Source organism: Pseudooceanicola profundus (assembly GCF_054919315.1).
Map to the genome: position 1 here is coordinate 3307230 of NZ_CM142898.1, position 19164 is coordinate 3326393.

A 19164-nucleotide genomic window follows, 5' to 3' on the forward strand; every position below is an offset into this window, starting at 1 on the left:
ATGACCGACGAGCAGACCATCACCGAAACCGCCCGGGGCCGGGTTCGCAGGCTCCTGATCGAACCGGCGCAGGAGCGCGGCATGCGGTTCAGGAAAGGCACCTCGATCGAGGAGCAGCGCAAGCGGATCGAGCAAATTTGCGACGGGGTGTCCTACCTCGCTGACGAGGCGCTTGCCGCGCTGGTCGATTGGCTGCTGGCTCATGGCGACGGGACGGATCGCAGCTTCTGGCCGCCGCTGATCGGGATCATCTCGACGGCCGAGGCCTACCAGCCGCGCCCGCTGGAGGAGGTTCCCGGCGTGGCGAGCTGGTTCGGGTCGATCGAGGGGCCCCGGGCGCTCGCCGACGGCTGCCTCGTGGCTGAGTTTCTCTGGTGGCAGAAGTACAAGCGCCCGCCGCTGAGCAAGATGGACCGTCAGCGGATCGTCAGCCGCGCCGAGGGGCTGGGCCGTGAGGTCGAGCTGACGCAGGACAAGCTGGCGCGCGGCGTGGAGCCGGGGGCCGATGCGCGGGAGAAGCTGCGCTGGTATCGCGAGCTTGAGGGGCGCGCTAAGGCGCTTGTCCAGGCAGGGATCGCCAAGCGGGCAGAGCGGGAGGACGCGGCATGAGCGCACTCCGCAAGGACGAGGTGATCTACGTCTCCCGCCTCGGGACGGCGCAGGTGGGCCGGCTGCCGCTGGCGGCCAACGAGGCGACGGCTGCCTCGATCGCGGCCGTGCTGGCCGCCGCGGCACCGCCCGACGGCGTCTGTCCGGCCATGCCGGTGGCCCCGGCGCGGGGCCCGATGATGGCCTTCATGCCGCGCCACGCCGAGATGACCCCCGCCGGGCCCCGGGTGCGGCGCGATGGCTGGGTGGATCCCGAGAGCGGGGTCATGTTCAGGGCAGCGCGGGTGGCCGATGCGTTCGACGTGATGACGCGGCAGGCCCACAATCGGCACCGCGCGCTGGTGGAAAAGGCAGAGAAGACCGGGCAGCCGGTGCCTGTCTTCCAGCCGCCGTTCACGGTCGGGCAGGTCGAGGTGGGCCGCGAGTACGCCGCGCTGGTGGAGCGCTGCGCCTCCTCGGGTGTGAAGTGCTCCTCGCTGGAGGCGCTGCACGTCTCGGGCAATGGCGGCGGTAACCGCGAGGTGGCCATGCTGCGGGACTTTCAGCGGCTCCGTGTCTTCGAGCGCCGGATCGGTGGCGGGCTGGCCAAAGCCGTGCGCCGCATCCTGCCGGGTGGGGCAGAGAAGCGAAAGGCGATCTTCGACCAGGCACTGGTGGATCAGGTCTGCGTTGGGGGGATGACGATCAGCGAGGTGCTGCGGGCGCATGGGTGGGCGGTGGACCAGAGTAGCGTTCAGCGTTGCCGAAAAGCACTTCAGGAGACGCTGGAGCGTATGCAGGGGCAGGGGGTGGCTCGCATATCGATTTGATCGATGTTCGCTCAAGGGGGCATGGGTCGCGTTGGGTCGTTTTCGCTTACGTTCGGCGGTACCTTTGCGCCCGGACGTCGAACGCGCCTTACCGCCGGCACTTCCGACGCACCTGAAGGTGCTGGCAGAGGCGCGGACGACCAACGCCGCCGGGTGACGCGAGGGTATAATTCTATTGACCCGAAGCGCAACCTTGTCGTCTAACTCTGGGGCGGCTGTGCGGGGGGGTACGGTTTTTCACGCGTTTTGACACCCTCCTTCCGGCTCGCCATCCCCCGGGCCGGATGCGGGAGAGGCGTGCTCGCGGCGGTCGCCCCGCCGGTGTTCTATTTCTGTCCGACGGGAAGGAATCCGCCAGTGCCCGCAGGGCCCGGCTGTCCAGGACGACAGGTGTATTATGTCCCAATCCATTTATTTCGATGAACGTTATGACGGCACGACCTTTGCCCTCGGCTCTCCGGTGGACCAACCCAGTGTCACCCATACATTCTCAAATGGCGAAGTCGCCGTCGCCCGTATCAGCACCGTCGGGACGTCGCGCCAGCTGACCTACACGCTCTACGATGCGAACGGGGACATGATCGGGCAACCGCGCTTGCTGGCCGCCGTGCCAGCAGACGACAACGGGCTTTTCGAGCCACGTATTGTCGCGCGGGACGACGGCACCGCTGTGCTGCAGTTCAACATCGTCACAGGCGCCGATTACTACCGCCTGGCCGAGATGACCGCCTATGACGTCGAAACCACGCTGCGCGTTGTCTCTCTGGATGCGACGGGGCAACTGGCGGGAACGCGGGACCTGATGACTTTCTCGGAGCAGATGCCCGAGGCGCATGTCACTGCGCTTTCCGACGGTGGGTTCATGGTGGTCTACACCGGGCCGGTCATGCCGACCGAATACGTCAGCGGCGGCGGGTATACGGTTGGCCGTGTTCCCGACCCGGATACGCTGGTGCAGCGCTTCGCGGCGGACGGTACGCCGATCGGTGAACCTGCCGTCTGGGAGAACGATGGCGTTGCCGTGCTGGACCGGGACATCGGCTACATCGGCAGCGGCGTCCCGCAGGCGGTGGACCATATCCAGATTGTCGAGGGAGCGGATGGCACCGCGCTGGCGGTCTACCCGCGGCCCTGGGACCAGATGACGGGCAATCTCGACGAACTTTCGTCCCTGACGGTCCGCGCGATCCATGCGGATGGCTCCTCGGGGCCGGAGCAGGTGGTGTTCGAAAGCGCCTATTCCGAGCCCTACTCAGGCGGAAACTCCCGCGACGGCGAATTGGACGAGGCCGTGGTGCTGGCGGACCCGAACGGGGGCTTTGTCGTGCTGCATGGCGTGGGCATCCACGACGAGACGATCAGCGGGCAGTCGACCCGTGCGACCTCGATCCGGATGCAGCGGCTGGATGCCTCGGGCGCCAACGTGGGCGACCCGGTCGAGGTCGGGCGGATCGCAGGGGCCTATGTCGGCTGGTTCACCATCAACGATAGCGTGATCCACGCCGATGGCAGCATCACGCTCGTCGCCTCAGCGCTGGGGATCACGACGATCTACAGCATTTCTGCTGCTGGGACCCAGACGGAAGAAACCGTGCTGGAGGCGCTCCCGGAGAGCGGTGTGAATGCCTCGATCACGGATTTCGAGATGCGCGAGGACGGTGGCTTCGTCGTGCTGTGGAGTGGCAGCCGACCGGACGACGGCACGACGCCGGAGGAGGACGTCCTGCTGTTGTCCACCCATGACGCCACCGGCCGGCTGGAAAGCCCGCCCCTGCTTCTGGCGGATCACAGGTCGCTCTCTGGCAGGCTCAGCCTCGGCCCCGGCGGGCTGGTGACGGTGCTCACCCAACACGCGGGCGAAGCGGATGCGCCCTATATCGGGTACTACAACGACGGCATCGGCCTGCGCCTGCTCACTCCTACGGCCCTGACTGCGGGCGATGACACCGTTACGCTGACCGAGGCCGGGAGCCTCGACGGTCTGGGCGGGAATGACCGGCTGGAGGGCAGCGCCGACACCGACCGGCTGATTGGCGGCGCGGGCAACGATCACCTGGATGGCGCGGAGGGCGATGACCACCTGCAACCGGGCACGGGCGATGACACGGTCATTGGAGGCGCGGGTGAGGATCGGGTCTACTGGCTGGGTGTCGCGGACGACTACACTGCGGTCGCGCTGACCGAGGAGGAGACCCCCGAGCAGCTGCGCGGCATGGGGACGGTCGTCGCGGTCACCGGGCGCGGCGACCGGACAGAGGACGGGCGCAACCTGCTGGTGGGTGTCGAGACGCTGGTCTTTGCCGACGGGACCATGACGCCAGAGGCGCTTGTCATCCGGACGCTGCGCGAGCAAGGCGCCTATGACCTGGTGATCGAGGGCGATGATTTGCTCGACGATACGCTCGAAGGCGGGCCCGGCGATGATCTGATCAGCGGGCTGGGCGGGGCGGACAGCCTCACGGGGCAGGTCGGCGATGATACGCTCGTCGGCGGTGCGGGCGATGACACCCTGACCGGCGGCGACGGGACCGATGTGCTGGAAGGGGGCGCAGGCCAGGATGTCGCCGTCTTCACCGGCAACTGGTGGGATTATGATTTCTACCTGACCGGATTGGATCGTTTCACGGGTGCCTACCCGGAGCTGCCCGAAGGTGTCACCCGGACCGATCAGGCGGTGGTCATCGTGGCCCGCGATGCGGCGCAGGGCGATGACGGGGCCGACTTCCTCTATGACATCGAGCATCTGCGCTTTGCCAACCGCAGCGCCACGCTCTACGACATCCTGCTGGACGCGGGCACCTATGATCAGTGGTTCAATGGCTCCTACGGGGCCGAAACGATCCTGGGCGGGATCGGTCACGACAGCATCGACGCGCGTGCCGGCGATGACGTCGTCTATGGCGGGCCGGGCGACGACACGATCGACGGCGATTTCGGGAACGACCTGCTCCATGGCGGGATCGGGAACGACCGTCTCGACGGTGACTTCGGAGACGACACCCTCGAGGGCGGCGCCGGCGATGACGAGCTCTGGGCCGGGGGCGGTGACGGGGGGGACGTGCTGCGCGGCGGAGACGGCAACGACACCCTGCGTGGCTCGTGGGGTGATACCGTCATGGAAGGCGGCAACGGGGATGACCGGCTGACCGGAGGACGGGACCGCGATTGGGGCCGCGGCGATGCCGGGAACGATACGCTCGACGGCGAGGGCGGCGACGACACGATGGACGGCGGCGCGGGGGATGACTTCGTCCGGGGTGGCGATGGCAACGACCTGGTATTCGGCCGCGACGGCAACGATACGCTCAACGGGGGCAATGGCACCGACACCCTGAGCGGCGGCGCAGGGGATGACATCCTGGTCGGCGGCGCAGGCTCTGGCGACCTGCGCGACGTGATCCTGGGTGGGGACGGTCATGACCGGCTCATCGGTGGGTACGGCAACGATGAACTGCGCGGCGATGCCGGGAATGACACGCTCGACGGCGACGAGGGCGCGGATACGCTGATTGGCGGTGCCGGCAACGACCGGCTGTCGGGCGGAAGCTATGGCGATGCGCTCTTCGGCGGCGACGGCATGGATTTCCTGAATGGTGGTTTCGGCTCGGACCGGCTCAACGGCGGCACGGGCGCGGACAGTTTCTTCCACATCGGGGCCGCGGGCCATGGCTCGGACTGGATCCAGGACTACGCCGCCGCCGAAGGCGACGTGCTGGTCTACGGTGGTGCGGCAACGGTTGACCAGTTCCAGGTCAATATCGCCCGGACCGCAGGCGCAGGCAGCGCCGGTGTGGACGAGGCCTTCGTGATCTACAGGCCCACCGGCCAGATCCTCTGGGCCCTGGTTGATGGCGGAGCGCAGGATGAGATTAACCTTCAGATCTCGGGTCAGGTGTTTGACCTGGTCTGACGTCTCCTTCAGCCTCTTGCACCCGAGGCGAACGGGCTGCCTCATCAGAAGCGGGCCGATCCCCAACGCGGCACTTGATGATCGAAGTCTATCTTGGTGCCGCTCAACACAAAGCGCCCCAGACCAGACGACTGCTAGTGTTTCAGGCGGATAAAGTAGCCATTTCGCAGTGAAATGTTCGGAACCCGCCCTTCGTGTCGATGCAAGTCGTCAGGCTCAACTGTGCAGGTCCTCCCTCCCACAGATATGCGACTAGCCCTCTCTTATGCTATGGTCGGGTCGTCGCTCAGAGGAGAGGGCGACGGAAGGAGGACCCATGCAACAGATGAACATCGCCCAACAGGCGTCCGCGCTGCTGCGCGCCCATGGCGCTGCAGCCGAAGCGGAGGCTGCTGCGCGCATCCGGGCTTGCGAAGCCGGGAGCCGGGAAGACGAGGCGGAGGACTGGCGTAAAATCCAGCGCGTTATCAGAGAGCTGCGGCAGTGATCGCTGCGGGACATAAATTTGCCCCTTGACGCTTAGCCTAACCAGATCCTACCCATAGGGCATCATCACCTATTGCGCCCGGAGCTGACCATCAGTTGCCGGGCGCTTTCACGCCCGGCCTCTGGCTGGCGCAACTTCAGGACATCTCATGGGACGACTTTCCGGTCGTGGCGTCGACGGACGCCTCGTGCGTCAACCTGCGCGCCTGGCTGTTCCGGTCACGGAAGCCGAACGCTCCCAGCAGCGGGCCGCGATCATGCCGGGCCGCGCGCTCTACAACACCAAGCGATGGAAGCAGCTGCGCCTCGAGGTCCTCCGGCGCGACGGCTTCACCTGCCAGCAGACCGGCGTCCGGCTGACCGGCAAGGCGCCTGCGCCGAACAGCCCGGTGGTCGATCACATCCGCCCGCACCGCGGCGACGCGGCGCTCTTCTTCGATCCGGCGAACCTGCAGTCGGTCAGCAAGGCCTGGCACGACAGCGAGAAGCAGCGGCAGGAGAAGGCCGGCTGGCTCTCGGACGGGCTCTGACCTTGCGACGGCGGGGGGCGGGTCCAAACTTCACAACCCTCGGGCCGGAAGCCCCGTGCCCCCCTCACTCGGAGAATTTTTTCTGTGGCCCGCGATTTTGACCTGCTCGGCGATCCGATCCCGGCGAACCACGGCAAGCCGGGGGCGAACGGGCATACGCCCAACGCAAAAACCTTGAACAAAGTCAGGATGTTGCACGTGGCCGGCGTGCCGAAGAAGGAGATCGCGGAGGAGCTGGGGATCAGCCAACCCACTCTGAACAAGCATTATTTTCAGAATGGTCGGCTGAACCTGAAGGACGCGCGGGCGGCAGCGCGCAAGCAGGCGCGGGCCAAGATCCTGCTCCGGCTCGACGAGGCGGCAGATGCGGGCAACGTCTCGGCCATGAAGGCGATCAAGGCGATCCTCGACGAGGAAGACATGGCGGAACTCGCGCGCCGGGCAGCCGGCGACGATGCCCCGAAGCGCAAGGAAGCGCCGCTGCCAAAGGGTAAGAAAGAGCAGCTCACAGCCGAGGCCGCCGCCGCGATCGAGGACGATGACCTGCTGAACCCGGAGCGGTTCCATTGATCACCCCGGTCGCGGTGCCGCTGTCCTGGTCGACGGCCGTGCCGGATTGGAAGGATCGCATCAGCACGCGGGGCTCGCTCTTCCCCGAGCTGCCGCTCCACGACGCTTACGCCGAGAAGGCGCTGACGATCTTCAAGGGGCTGCGCTGTCCCGACCTGGACGGCTTCCCCGAGTATGGGGCGGTCTGCGATGACTGGGTCTTCGACCTGGTGCGGGTGATCTTCGGGAGCTACGACCCGGAGGTAAAGAAGCGCTACCTGCGCGAGTTCTTCGTGATGATCCCGAAGAAGAACGGGAAGACGGCCATCGCCGCGGCCATCATCGTGACCGCCTGCATCCTGAACATGAGCCCTGAGGCCCAGTTCATTCTGATCGCCCCCTCGATCGAACTGGCGCGCGGGGCGTTTGATCGCGCGCTGCGAGGTCTGCGTGGCGGGGATCGACGGCGGTGGCATGGATGACCTGCTGGGGCTGACGGTGGTCGGGCGCGAGCGCAAGACGCGCGGCTGGCTGACCTGGTCGAAGGCCTGGGTCCACAAGATCGCCCTGGAGCGCCGCAAGAGCATCGCACCGATGCTCGAGGACCTGGAGGCGGCGGGCGAGCTGGTGATCTGCAAGCACCCGACGCAGGACGTGGATGAGCTCGTCTCCCTGGTGGGCAGCCTGCACCGCGCGGGCGTGCTGCCGAAGAAGGCGGGCGTCGGGCTCGATCCCGAGGGGGTGGCGGCGATCGTCGATGCGCTGGAGCTCGACGGCATCCCGACCGAGATGCTGGTGCCGGTAAGCCAGGGCTATCGCCTGAACGGGGCGATCAAGGGCGCCGAGCGCAAGCTCTTCGACGGCTCGCTTCGCGTGAAGCCCGCGAGACCGAGGTGCAGCATCTCGTCGATCGCGGTGTCCTGGCCAAGGCGGAGCCCGAGCCCCGGAACAAGGCCGTGAAGGCCCCCCGCACCAAGGCCTCCACGTGAGCGGCCCTCTTATCCGGCGGGAGCCGCCCGAGGGGCAGGCCGTCAACCTTGACGAGCTCAAGGCGGCCCTGCGGATCGAGGGTAGTCATGACGACGCGCGCCTCGCGCAGCTGATCCGATCGGAGACCGCGCGCTACGAGGATTTTACGGGGCGGTTCATGCTGCCGACTGAGCTGCGGCTGACGCTCGATCGCTGGTGCGCGACCGTGCGCCTGCCGGCCGTGCCGCTGCGCGCGGTCGCCGAAGTCTCCTACCTCGATCCGGAGCACGCGGAGCGGGTGCTTTCCGCGCAGGCCTGGTACCTGACCGAGGCGGTGCCCTTCTGGTCGATTGGCTTCGAGCTCTGGGCCGCAATGCCCGGGCTCTCGGACAGGCCCGCACCGGTGCGGGTGGATTTCTCGGCGGGCCAGGATGCGCCGGGCGGGGAGGCGACCTCGCTGCTCGCCCCGCGCGCGGATGACCAGAGCGCGATCATCCACATGGTCGGCGTGGCCTATGACCAGGGCCAGCCGATGCCCATGGCCGAGATGCGCCGGATCTTCGGCCACCGCCGGGTCGCGGGATGGTGAGCCCGCGCCGCGCCTCGGCGCTCCAGGGATCAATCCAGGTGCGGCGGCGCACGGCCTCAGATGACGGCTTCACCTCGGCCGCGGGCGACTTCGCCGATCTCGGCACCCCGGTGCGGGCCGAGCGCACGGACCTGTCGGATGCGGAGCGCTGGCGGGCGGGCGAAGTGGCGGCCTCCGTCATGGCACGCTTCCTGGTCCGCTGGTCCCCCTTCACGGCCTCGATCACGCCAAAGGACCGGCTGATCAGCGAGGGGCAGGATTTCGCGATCGTGGGGCTGAAGGAGGTCGCCCGGCGCCAGTGGATCGAGATCACCGGCAGCGCGCGGGCGGACCTGTGAGTGGGCGCGTTTCGCTGCAGGGGTTTGCCGAGCTGGAGGCGCAACTGGAGAAGATGACCAGGGCCACCGGACGGGCGGCGCTGCGCCGGGCCGGGATCAGCGCGCTCGAGCCCATGGCGCGCCTCGCCCGAAGCCTCGCGCCTGAGGAGACCGGCGCGCTGATCGAGAGCGTCGAGGTCTCCCGGAGCCTATCAGCGGAGCGCCGGACGGCGAGATCGCGCTGCCCGCCTATGATGAAGAGGAGCCCCAGGCATGACCGGCAACATCGACTTTTCTCAAGTCATCACCGCCGAGGACAAGGCGGCAGAGGTGCAGGCCGGTCGCAAGGCCGCCCTCTACGCCGAGCGCGAGCGCCGGCTCGAGGCCGGCACGACGCTGGGGCTGTCCTTCGGGGCGGTGCCGGTGCGCGGCCGGCCCTTCGATCAGACGGTGATGCTGGGGATCATGCAGAAGGCAATGGCGCTGCAGGCCTCGGCCTCGTCCGACACGCTGACCTTCCGCGACGACGCGAACACGATCCACCAGCTGACGGCGGCGCAGGCGATCGAGCTGGCCTCCGCTGGTGTGGCCTGGGTCGAGGCCGTCATGGCGGCCAGCTGGACGATGGTCGACGGGGGCACGATTCCCGAGGACTTCGCAGCTGACGGCCGGTGGCCTGCATGAGCCAGTACACCGGCGCGAAGAGCTGGTGTCTCCCCCTTGGGCGGGGCCTCTATCTGACCACTGAGCCGCTCGTCTGGCACGTCGGCAAGCTCGACAGCGGGTGCGCCGTCATGGTGCCGTGGGGCTTCCAGTTCGACGTGACGATCCCGCGCCTCTGGTGCTGGCTCTTCGATCCCAACGCGCCCGAATATCTCAAGGCGGCTGCTCTCCACGATTGGCTCCTCGATGAGGGATGGGACCGGCTCAGTGCCGGGGCTGTCTTCCACACTGCCCTGAAAGCAGACGGCGTGACCGTCTGGCGGCGACTGGTCATGTGGCTGGCTGTCTCGCTCTACCACTACAACTGACGGAGGTCCCTGTGACCAAGGAAGACTTGCTGCCGCGCACCCGCACGGTGATCGGACTGCTGCGCGACCTATTCTGGATTGTGACTGTGGTCACGCCGCTCATGCTGCTGATGCTCGCCGGGCTCTATGCCGTGAACCGGGACTGGATCGTCGCCACGGTGCGCGAGGAGCTGGGCTTCGAGCGGCTGGCGACCGAAGGGGCGGTGCAGAAGCTCGCAGAGCAGGTAGAGGGGCTGGCGCAGGACGTGCGCCGAGCCACCGGCGAGGATCGAGTGATCCGCCAGCCGCAGGGGCTCTCCTACGTCGAAGAGCCGGTGCGGGCGGGCGAGAACGTGGTGCTCTGGCTGACGGTGGCCCGGACCCGCCTGGGCAAGGATTGCCGCCTCGTTGACTGGACGCCGCTCTTCACGGATGCGCGCAACGTGCCCCTCGCAGGGTCACGCATGATCAAGGGCGGCGTGCGCCGCCAGATCGGGGACAGTTTCGAGAAGCTCCGCATCGAGATCGTGCCGCCGGCTGATCTCTTCCCGGGGCGGATCGAGCTTTACCTGGTCCTGGACTACGAGTGCGGTGGCAAGCGCGTGCCTGATCGGACCGACGTGGTGCCGTATCAGCTATTGCCGGGATGAGCGCGTAAGCGGCGCGTCTTTCTGAAATTCACACCTAAGCAACGAGGACCATGCCATGGACCTGAATCTCGGGCGCACGCGCCTGATCCTTGACGTATGCGCGACGCACGGCCTCACGCTGCCGCAGGCGGCCTATCTCCTAGCGACCGCCTGCTGGGAAACGGCCCACACCATGCAGCCGGTTCGGGAGGCCTATTGGCTCTCCGAAGAGTGGCGGGCGCGCAACCTTCGTTACTACCCATGGTACGGGCGCGGCTTCGTCCAACTGACCTGGCAGGTGAACTACGCGCGGGCGCAGAACGCGCTCGGCCGTGACCTGACCACGAATCCGGATGTCGTGATGGAGCCGGACGTTTCGGCCGAGATCCTCTGGCGCGGCTGCATGGCGGGCTGGTTCACCGGCCGAAAGCTCACCGACTACGTGCGCGACGGGTACATCGATTTTCTCGGAGCCCGCAGGGTCGTCAACGGCACGGACCGGGCGGCGGAGATCGCCGACCTCGCCGTGAAGTATCAGGCCGCGCTGACGGCCGACAAATGGGGGCAGGGGGCACAAGCCAGCCCGCCCGCAGCCAACACCTCACGCAACCCTCTGGCGGCGCTCTTCGCGGCTCTGCTAGCCTTCTTCGGAGTAAAACAATGACCTATGCCCCCATCGCCCGCATCATCCTGCGGTACCTCGTCGGCGCCCTTCTCGGGTATGCCGGGTTCGAAACTCTCGGGCCTGTGCTCGCTGCTGATCCTGACATCGTTGCAGGTCTGGCGATCCTCATCGGGGTCGTCGTGGAGCGCGTCTATGCGCTGGCCAAGCGGAATGGGTGGGCCACGTGACCGCCCGGGCGCTGGCCGTCCTGGCTTCCGCGCTGACGGTGGTCGCGCTCCTGGCCGGTGTCTACTGGCTCGGGGCGCACAACGCGCGCCGAGCGGCCAAGGTCGGGGCCCTGGAGGACTTCATCACCACCACGGAAAGGATGAACGATGAAGATGCTGATCTGTCTGACGCTGCTGCTGTCCGCCGCCGGCTGTGTGAAGCAGCAGGTCTCGATCCCTGCCCTGTGCTCGGGGACGATGGATGAGCGGCGTGATCATGCGCGTGCGCTGATCGAGGATGGTGGGCCGAGGTCTGCCGCCACGGGGGCGGCGTTGCTGGGAAAAATGAGGAGGGGGTGCGCGGAACAGCAACGACCCGCCCAGGTGGCCGAGGCGGGCGCTGCTGATGTCGGGTCTCCGACGGTTTCTAGATTGTGATTCTATGGTAGATCGCGGCCCACGGCTGGTGGTCTTGCTAGGAGTAGCATGTTGTCCAGTATCGGCGCGAAGGGCGGGCAGCAGACCCTCCCTGCGCTATTGACCAAAGGCAGCTGTGCGCAGGAAGCGGTTATCCCCCGGTCAAGTCTACGCACACATCTCGCGGACTTCATCGCAACCTACGAATTCGCCCGGCGCCTCAAGACGCTAGGCGGCCTCACGCCCTACGAATACATCTGCAAGATCTGGTCCTCAGAGCCTGATCGACTCATCCTCGACCCAATCCACCAGATGCCGGGACTGAACAACTAGTCCGGGCTTAGTTGGAGTGTAGCCCTGGCCTGCACGAGATCGCAGGTTGCCTTCAAAGGGCTATATGGTCCAGCATCACTGCAAACTGATAATTTAAGACATCGATTAGGCTGGATCGCCCGGAAAGGACTCCTGCACCGTGTACGAAGGACTGCCAGAAAGCGCCCTCGATGCCGATATACTCTTCAATCCGCCTCCGTGGGGCGACCTTGTGGAAACCCAAAGCGATCTGTTCCAGCCAAGCGTACTGAAAGACATTTCGGATCGTCTACGGATGGAGTTCCACCGCGGGCACGCCCCTAACAGGGACATGCCGGAAATTCCGCGCAAGTATTGGTCAACCGAGCTTTTGGATAGGTATCGCGACAGAACAATCGGTTACGACCTGCCGTGCCTGTTGTCGGCCAAACGCCCTGCCCGGGGACGGATCATGCTGTGCGCTCAGGACCCTAAGCGTGACGGGACAGACGCCAAGGTAACGGTTGGTACCTTCTTCGGGATAGACAGTGACTATCACCGTGCACGGCGTCACTGGGGGATGATGTGGAAGCTGATCCGCCGTTGTGTACTGGCTGGCTATGATGTGTGGGTCACTGACGCGATCAAAGTCTACGCTGGTAGGAACGTACTTCGTCGCGACCCAGAACTTCGCGAACTATGCTTTTCCGTTATCGCGGAAGAGGTTGAGGCCTTTAACCCTGATACAATTCTGGCGATTGGCAACGACGCGAGAGACGCGCTCAAGCGCGCCGGCACCTCTAAGCCGATAACTCATGTGGTCCATCCAACAGCTCGCGGTCTACGTGGTCCTTTCGATCAGCGTCTCGAGATCTACTGGCAGGCCCTTGGCGGGGATAACCTTAATATCTGAACTAGGTTCGACAGAAGGACTGCTGGTGGTTGCGGGACAGGGGCTAACCGCAACTAGGAGCGCAGAACTGTCGAACGCGCTAGGAGCAGCGTGCTGGCATCTGTCGGAACGAAGGGCGGAGAGCGGCCGTTCGCTGCGCAAGTCACGAACGGCAGCATTGCGCAGGTAGTGGACATGACATTCAGGAGGGCGACGCCTCGTCTGACTGGAGTCGCCGGCCCGGAGTGGGCCTTGGTGACAGGCATATAGGATGGCTGGTCCCGGCTAAAAAAGCTGCCCTGCGCCCTCGCACCGCTGGTACGGTAGCACAGGCCCGGAGCCGGCAATCAAGACCATCCTCTCTGGCTCTTCCTCCGGCGTGGTGGCTATTGCAATGCTCCTTCACGCTTACACTGGACATCGGGACGGTCCTGGGCGTGCGTCACGCGGCCTTGTTCGGGTGGAACCGATGCCGAACAGGGCAAGTTCTGAATGGCAACAGCTGCGAAGAGCAAAGTCTTTTCAGACCTCGTTGCGCGGCGGCCCGGAAACATAGCCCTTGCTTTTGCGCCTGAATAGGTGCATACACACAAGTGCAAAGCTTCTTCCTTCGAACATCTGTCTCCTAGCGGCCTCAGTTGATCCTATGTCGACACTGAGCCGGGCCACTGCATCCTGTGGGTGGTATTATATCTAGGAGTTCTCACGATGGCCAAAGGCACCGTGAAATGGTTCAACAGCACTAAAGGCTTCGGCTTCATCGCACCGGAAACCGGTTCGAAGGATATCTTCGTGCACATCTCCGCACTCGAGCGTTCGGGCCTCAGCCAGCTGGCCGACGGCCAGGTTGTGACCTTCGACGTCGAATCTGGCCGCGATGGTCGCGAATCCGCGACCAACCTCGCGCTCGCGTAAGCACGCAGCCAAGATTAAGAAGGGGTGGGGCCGGGCTTCCGGTCCCACCCCTTTTCTATTTCCGCAACGGCAATGCGTTGCAGAAGAAACTATTTATCGGAAAATTTTCACATGATGGAAGTCACTTGGGGGCGTCCGATGACGCTCGTCCTATCCCCGCATGGGGACAAACAGAAATTCTCGACGATTGAACAGGTCGATCACTGGCTTCGCAGGAAGTGGCCCCTGGCGGATCACAAACGCGATGCGGCCATCGCGCTGGTCGACGCAGCCATGAACTGCCTTGTGCCGGTTGCAGAGGCCCGTCGTGCCTTTGTCAGTGCCGCTACCACGGCCGGCTTCCGCGTCGATCGCAAGGAAGGCTGAACGTCGGCAGCGTTCAAATATCCGACGTGGCCGCACCGGGGTGGGCCGCGCAGGACCGCGATCCCGCTCCCGGCGGGGGAGAGCGGTCCTGCGATGCGTTGCGCGCGCAGGGACCGGAACGGGCTGGTGCGGCCGCTTGAGGGGCAGCATCTTTTGTCGAGCGTGCACCCCGAATTGACTCGCAATCCTCCCGGGAAGGCCCATATACATACTCAGGAATGAGGCTTGATGTTAGGCAAGATCATTCCGCGACCAACGGAACATCCCCCGACCTGCGATGTGTTCCGCCCCATCTGCCTCGCCGTTTTGACTATTTTGTGCGCCCGCCCGACGACCGCCGCTTCGCGTGGACGTCTATACTGCGCGCGTGCTTTCGGTTCCGGAAAGGACGCCGCTCGATGAAACGCAACGTCAACGATACCCCTAAGGGCAAAACGGCAGGGCAAACCAAGCCGGCCGCTTCACGGCCTACGAAAGTGGCCGCGAAAGAACCTCGGAATTCGATTTTCGACACGTCTTACGCGCCGGAAGGTGCTGAATTCCGCAAGGCCTGGTCACGGCTTGACCGGCAAAAATAGCTCTGCTGCTGGCGCCCTCCCTCCGGACCTTCGTATAAGATCGGCCAAACCATGTTGAAACAGAACATACGCATCCAACTGGGCTGCGACTTCCGGTTTCTGTTGCCCCAGGCGACGCCGATGATCGCGATGTTGAACGTTCACGCCACGCGAATTCATGACCTTGAGGGACCTGACCTCATCGGTACATGGCCGACAGTCCCGCTCAGTGCCTACCACGACAGTTTCGGCAACTGGTGCGTGCGTCTCGTGGCGCCGACCGGCGAGTTCCGGATCGGCACGCGCACGATCATCTCGGACTGCGGTGCGCTCGAGGTGCAGCCGACAGAAATCGGGGAACAACCGGTCGAAGCCCTGCCGAACGAAGTGATGCAGTTCCTGTTGGGGAGCCGCTATTGCGAAACCGATATCCTGTCGGAAGTGGCCTGGCGTCTCTTCGAGAACACTCCCCGTGGGGGCGCGCGGGTGCAGGCAATTTGCGACTTCGTGCACGATCACATCCGTTTTGACTATGCTAGCGCGCGCGCGACGCGCAGTGCCATCCAAGCTTATGCCGAGGGTAAGGGCGTGTGTCGCGATTATGCGCATCTGGCCATCACCTTTTGCCGCTGCATGAACATTCCCGCGCGTTACTGCACCGGCTATTTGGGTGATATCGGGATCGAACCGCGCCATGAACCGGGCGATTTCTCTGCCTGGATGGAAGTCTGGCTGGATGGCGCCTGGTGGGTGTTCGATCCGAGAAACAACACGCCCCGCATTGGTCGGGTACTCGTTGCGCGCGGCCGCGATGCTTCCGACGTCCCTATGATTCATACCTTCGGGGCAAATCAGCTTGTCGGGTTTGAAGTGGTTTCGGATCAGCTGTCCTGACGCCGTGACCAAGACCCGCCCGGTGTCAGGCGCCTCAGGCGCGCTGCAGGGCACATGCAAACCCGAATGAACCGCCGGGCAGATCGCCCGCCGGAACCAGCCCATCCATAGATGAGAGGAAAGACATATGAGAGACCGCAAGGCCCCGCACGTGAGCGATCATCATCCTACCCAGGACCCCCGAAACGAAACCTTTCCGCGTCTGAGCTGGGGAGATCTGTTGGAGGGCATAGCGCATGACGGTGCTTCGGATGAACGCGACGCCCTGCCAAGGGGCATCCAAGAATAGCACGAATCCGCCCTGTCGGGCGAAGCGTCTTTCGGTGAGACGCCGGAGTGCGGGCAAGTGCGTAATGTAGTTGTCGGCTCTGCTGCAACGCTCACCGGGAGGTGAAGCGGCGAGGGGGATTCCTCGCCGCTTCATTGATTTTGGGCACGGAGCCCTTCGACTGGCTGACGCGCTCCGGGTTTAGTCTGCTGGCGTTTTCAGGCGCGCATGCTGACGGTTAAACAGGCTTCCGCTCTGAGAATTGAACACCCCGGGAAGACGGTTCATCAGTGAGCCATTCCCTGGGCTCGCAATCGCTGAGCGAACCTCCGGACTGCCCTGCACTGCGGACCTTGGCTGGCGAAGAAATGCTGCGCGGTCGCGGAACGTCCGGTCTTGGGGATGTGTGTTGGGGGGATTGGGAGGCGGGCGAACTGCAGCTTTGGGCCGCGAGTGACGCCGGGCGCTGACGTAGACCTTTCGGCGTGTATCTGCTTTCTACGCAAGGTTGCCAAGAGCTCCATCCACAGCAAACCTGCGTCTCGCCAGGCTCAATTCTTGCCTATGATCGAGACATTGCACGATGTCTTGAGGGGATTGCTTACGAGAATCCAATGATACATCTATCATCACGGAGCTTGGAACTTGCGGCAGGTTTGGCGTTGGCCAATCATATAGCTATGCCCGTCGCTCTGGCAGGCGGTGGCGTCATGTGCTGGAACTCTAGATTCCGGGACCTACCAGGCCTCGGGCAATGGCGTGGCGAACGGCCTCTGCCCGGTTTGATACGCCGATCTTCTTGTACAGATGCTTGATATACTGGTTCACGGTATGCTCCGAAATGCCCAGGACATGGGCAATCGTCGTGGTCCGGTCGCCCAGCCCAATCTGTCTCAGAACTTGCTCCTCGCGGGGTGAGAGATGCATTGAAGCCTGAGGTGTGGGACGCGAAATCGGGCCACTCAGCCGATCAACAAAATCCAGCATGTTCCGGATCTTTATGTGAAGTAGTTCGAGGTCGACTGGTTTGGGCAGGTGGTCGTCTGCTCCGGCCTCAAGGGCCTGCAGCCGCGTGTCGCGGTCTGCGAGCGCGGACAGGAATAGGAAGGGAATCCGGTTCGGCAGCATACCCCGGCGTCTCAATTGCATGAGGAAGTCGATCCCGTTCTGGCGCGGCATCACAATATCACACAGGATCAGATCGGGTCGGACGGAGGCCAGTAGTCTTTCGGCGTTCTCCGGTCCGTCGACGGTCAGCACGGCGTACCCGAGACCGGTGAGTTCCTCATGCAGTTCTTCCAGTAGATCGGGATCGTCCTCGATGCAGAGGATCGTATGACGCTTTTGCTCAACCGGCATTGTCAGGCTTGCCTCCGGGATGTGTGTGGGGATGGGGTAAGAAGATCCGAAACTCTGTCCCGTTGCCGAGATCGGAGGTGTAGCTCAGTCGCCCGCCATGCAGCCGCAGGATTTGCCGGCTGAGGTAGAGCCCCAGACCCATTCCCTGGAACACCTGTGCGTTGGGGGCGCGGTAGAACCGATCGAAGATCCGCTCGCCGACATCGCTTGGGATGCCGATGCCGTGATCTCTGACACGGCACTCTACGCCGGCGGTGCACCATAGGGCGCGGACCCGCACAGGCTGCCCCTTGTCGGAATACTTCAGGGCATTCTCGACGACATTGTCCACGACCTGAATCAGCAGATCAGCATCCACGACGACCGGGAGAGGGACGCGGGACAGTTCCACCTGCAGAGCATCGGTCATCTTCGCCCGGTCGATCCGGGTGATTGCCTCTCGCACGACATCGTTGAAATCGACCCGGGTCCGGCGGGCCGCGAAATCCTCTGCGTCGATACGGGCCGCTGCAACGACGGTGGAGAGGATGGTGTTAAGCCGTTCCGCCGCGGCATAGATCTTGGCGAACTTGCGGCGCAGGGCGTCGGGGTCTGACCGGGCGGCGCGCATTTGGCGCTGCGAAATCATGTGGATGGCCGAGACGGGCGTCCGGAATTGATGTGAGACGGCCATGATGAAACTGAAGTAGATTTCCCGCGCACGTCGCTCGACGGCGAGCGAAGCACTCAACTCCTTGTTCCTCTGGGCTACCTGATCTTCGAGCGTGGCATTCAACTCGGCAAGGGCATCTCTCGCGCGTGCCAGGCGCGAGAGGTTTCGAACGAGCGATCCGCTTAGCGCGAACCCGACGAGGCCAGCCCCGATGACCGACAGCAGGAGCCGCCGAAGAGCGATTTTGCGCAGCTCCAGCTGTTCGACCCGGTCGCGCCTCTCCAACAGCATCGTGCGTGTTGCGATCTGGTGGAGGGTATCTGCGAACTCGGGAAGCAGAAGGGGCGTTGCCATCTCCAGCAGGCGTTCCGCCGGTAAGGTCGCAGTGGATGACGTGTCGAACGCTGCGAGTGCAGAGGCCACGTCATCCACGAGCGCGCCAAGCCCGAGGGCGACAAAGTGATCGCGTTGCGGCGCGGCAAGGAGGAGATCAAGCCGGCTTAGGAATACCTCGATTTGTAGATCCAAGGCATCCCCGTCGGCGCCCGACTGCTGCATCCCGGAGAGAATGCGCCACTCCCGTTCCGCCTGTGTCGCGGCCCAAAGGTTTCTTTCACCACGTTCCGACGCAAGCTGGAGGTCCAGCGAAAGAATTTGGATGTAGGAGGAGGCGAATACCGTGCCGAAGAGGCAGATGATCAAGGCGGCAACCAGATGAAGGCGCGAGGTCATTCGGTGATCAGGATCTCGCAGAGTTGCCAGATCCAGCGTTCGTCATAGAGCGCGGACTGCAACTCGCGCCGGTCATCACGTGGATAGATTAGCCACAGTGGCCCCTTGTCCCGGACCCGCATAGGGGTCCCGTCCATCGTTCGAGCGAGGATGATGTCATAGTCCCACGCGTCGCGGGCGGGCATGTCGATGTTGAAATCGTTCAGCGCCAGCATTTCGAGGCGCGTATCGCGGAGGCGGTCAGGGCTGAGGCCCGTTAAGGTGAGGACATCGCGCAGGAGTGGCCCACGGAACACTCGCTTGCCTTCGGTCCAGACCGTATGCGTGGTGATCTCGCGCCATTCCAGCGCGATCAGGTCTGTGTCGGTCAGAACCTGCTGATGCCCGTAAGGATCAGAGACTGTGAGGATACTGGCCTGATTTGCGGACACCATGGCTGCTGATGAAGCGATGCCCGTGGATGCAATCGCTCCGAGCAAGAACCGTCGCCTATGCATTGAGCGCCTCCTCTCGCGTATGGGTGGTGAGGGTCACACATCTATCAAGCCTATGCAATAAGTCTTGGTATTTATCGTGCGTCATG

Annotated in this window: 24 protein-coding genes and 1 pseudogene; 22 read left to right on the forward strand and 3 right to left on the reverse strand. The window is 64.3% G+C overall.

What is annotated here, in order from left to right:
* The 22 genes and pseudogenes from ACX9MO_RS15185 (at position 1) to ACX9MO_RS15290 (ending at position 15570) form a co-directional block, all read left to right on the forward strand.
* Positions 1–609, forward strand: coding sequence for a hypothetical protein (locus tag ACX9MO_RS15185; protein WP_462212443.1), 609 nt, complete (start codon positions 1–3; stop codon positions 607–609).
* Positions 606–1418 carry a hypothetical protein gene (locus ACX9MO_RS15190; RefSeq protein ID WP_462212444.1) on the forward strand — a complete coding sequence of 271 codons (813 nt, stop codon included), beginning with the start codon at positions 606–608 and terminating at the stop codon, positions 1416–1418. Before ACX9MO_RS15185 ends, ACX9MO_RS15190 begins: the two co-directional genes overlap by 4 nt.
* A gap of 397 nt (positions 1419–1815) precedes the next feature.
* A complete protein-coding gene (locus tag ACX9MO_RS15195; protein WP_462212445.1) occupies positions 1816–5328 on the forward strand; it encodes a calcium-binding protein in 3513 nt (1170 codons plus the stop codon).
* A gap of 316 nt (positions 5329–5644) precedes the next feature.
* On the forward strand, positions 5645–5815 hold the full coding sequence (locus ACX9MO_RS15200) for a hypothetical protein (protein ID WP_462212446.1): 171 nt from the start codon (positions 5645–5647) through the stop codon (positions 5813–5815).
* Between the two features lie 148 nt (positions 5816–5963).
* On the forward strand, positions 5964–6344 hold the full coding sequence (locus tag ACX9MO_RS15205; protein ID WP_462212447.1) for an HNH endonuclease: 381 nt from the start codon (positions 5964–5966) through the stop codon (positions 6342–6344).
* An 84-nt stretch (positions 6345–6428) separates the two neighbouring features.
* Positions 6429–6914 carry a hypothetical protein gene (locus ACX9MO_RS15210; RefSeq protein ID WP_462212448.1) on the forward strand — a complete coding sequence of 162 codons (486 nt, stop codon included), beginning with the start codon at positions 6429–6431 and terminating at the stop codon, positions 6912–6914.
* Positions 6911–7375, forward strand: a complete 465-nt coding sequence (locus ACX9MO_RS15215; protein WP_462212449.1) for a hypothetical protein — start codon at positions 6911–6913, stop codon at positions 7373–7375. Before ACX9MO_RS15210 ends, ACX9MO_RS15215 begins: the two co-directional genes overlap by 4 nt.
* Positions 7368–7853 (forward strand): hypothetical protein, encoded by a 486-nt coding sequence (locus ACX9MO_RS15220; RefSeq protein WP_462212450.1) that lies wholly within the window; start codon positions 7368–7370, stop codon positions 7851–7853. The genes ACX9MO_RS15215 and ACX9MO_RS15220 overlap by 8 nt, the downstream gene beginning before the upstream one ends.
* A gap of 25 nt (positions 7854–7878) precedes the next feature.
* Positions 7879–8451 (forward strand): head-tail connector protein, encoded by a 573-nt coding sequence (locus tag ACX9MO_RS15225; protein ID WP_462212451.1) that lies wholly within the window; start codon positions 7879–7881, stop codon positions 8449–8451.
* The gene (locus ACX9MO_RS15230) at positions 8445–8789 is read left to right on the forward strand and encodes a head-tail adaptor protein (protein ID WP_462212452.1); all 345 of its coding nucleotides are present in this window, start codon (positions 8445–8447) and stop codon (positions 8787–8789) included. Before ACX9MO_RS15225 ends, ACX9MO_RS15230 begins: the two co-directional genes overlap by 7 nt.
* A 252-nt stretch (positions 8790–9041) precedes the next feature.
* Entirely contained in the window at positions 9042–9452 is a 411-nt protein-coding gene (locus ACX9MO_RS15235; protein ID WP_462212453.1) for a DUF4376 domain-containing protein, read from the forward strand.
* Positions 9449–9799, forward strand: coding sequence for a DUF1353 domain-containing protein (locus tag ACX9MO_RS15240; RefSeq protein ID WP_462212454.1), 351 nt, complete (start codon positions 9449–9451; stop codon positions 9797–9799). Before ACX9MO_RS15235 ends, ACX9MO_RS15240 begins: the two co-directional genes overlap by 4 nt.
* 11 nt (positions 9800–9810) lie before the next feature.
* Entirely contained in the window at positions 9811–10428 is a 618-nt protein-coding gene (locus ACX9MO_RS15245) for a hypothetical protein (RefSeq protein WP_462212455.1), read from the forward strand.
* Between the two features lie 55 nt (positions 10429–10483).
* Positions 10484–11071, forward strand: a complete 588-nt coding sequence (locus ACX9MO_RS15250) for a glycoside hydrolase family 19 protein (RefSeq protein ID WP_462212456.1) — start codon at positions 10484–10486, stop codon at positions 11069–11071.
* The gene (locus ACX9MO_RS15255) at positions 11068–11259 is read left to right on the forward strand and encodes a hypothetical protein (protein ID WP_462212457.1); all 192 of its coding nucleotides are present in this window, start codon (positions 11068–11070) and stop codon (positions 11257–11259) included. The genes ACX9MO_RS15250 and ACX9MO_RS15255 overlap by 4 nt, the downstream gene beginning before the upstream one ends.
* Positions 11260–11406: 147 nt before the next feature.
* A complete protein-coding gene (locus ACX9MO_RS15260; RefSeq protein ID WP_462212458.1) occupies positions 11407–11676 on the forward strand; it encodes a hypothetical protein in 270 nt (89 codons plus the stop codon).
* Between the two features lie 147 nt (positions 11677–11823).
* A pseudogene (locus ACX9MO_RS15265) lies at positions 11824–11988 on the forward strand (IS481 family transposase); the annotation flags it as partial.
* Between the two features lie 139 nt (positions 11989–12127).
* Entirely contained in the window at positions 12128–12859 is a 732-nt protein-coding gene (locus tag ACX9MO_RS15270) for a hypothetical protein (RefSeq protein WP_462212459.1), read from the forward strand.
* Positions 12860–13546: 687 nt separating this feature from the next.
* Complete coding sequence (locus tag ACX9MO_RS15275) at positions 13547–13753, forward strand: cold-shock protein (protein ID WP_222492738.1); 207 nt, start codon at positions 13547–13549, stop codon at positions 13751–13753.
* Positions 13754–13864: 111 nt separating this feature from the next.
* The gene (locus tag ACX9MO_RS15280) at positions 13865–14119 is read left to right on the forward strand and encodes a DUF982 domain-containing protein (RefSeq protein WP_222492736.1); all 255 of its coding nucleotides are present in this window, start codon (positions 13865–13867) and stop codon (positions 14117–14119) included.
* A 398-nt stretch (positions 14120–14517) separates the two neighbouring features.
* Entirely contained in the window at positions 14518–14697 is a 180-nt protein-coding gene (locus tag ACX9MO_RS15285) for a hypothetical protein (RefSeq protein ID WP_222492734.1), read from the forward strand.
* Positions 14698–14748: 51 nt separating this feature from the next.
* Positions 14749–15570 carry a transglutaminase-like domain-containing protein gene (locus ACX9MO_RS15290; protein WP_462212460.1) on the forward strand — a complete coding sequence of 274 codons (822 nt, stop codon included), beginning with the start codon at positions 14749–14751 and terminating at the stop codon, positions 15568–15570.
* Positions 15571–16561: 991 nt separating this feature from the next.
* Here ACX9MO_RS15290 and ACX9MO_RS15295 read toward each other — a convergent pair.
* From ACX9MO_RS15295 to ACX9MO_RS15305, 3 genes are read right to left on the reverse strand one after another with little or no spacing between them, the layout of a single operon-like run.
* A complete protein-coding gene (locus ACX9MO_RS15295) occupies positions 16562–17197 on the reverse strand; it encodes a response regulator transcription factor (RefSeq protein WP_462212461.1) in 636 nt (211 codons plus the stop codon).
* Positions 17187–18581: a sensor histidine kinase gene (locus ACX9MO_RS15300; RefSeq protein WP_462212462.1), complete on the reverse strand. Its 1395-nt coding sequence runs from the start codon at positions 18579–18581 to the stop codon at positions 17187–17189. The genes ACX9MO_RS15295 and ACX9MO_RS15300 overlap by 11 nt, the downstream gene beginning before the upstream one ends.
* Positions 18578–19060: a putative pterin-binding protein gene (locus ACX9MO_RS15305; protein WP_462212463.1), complete on the reverse strand. Its 483-nt coding sequence runs from the start codon at positions 19058–19060 to the stop codon at positions 18578–18580. Before ACX9MO_RS15305 ends, ACX9MO_RS15300 begins: the two co-directional genes overlap by 4 nt.
* Positions 19061–19164 lie beyond the last annotated feature (104 nt).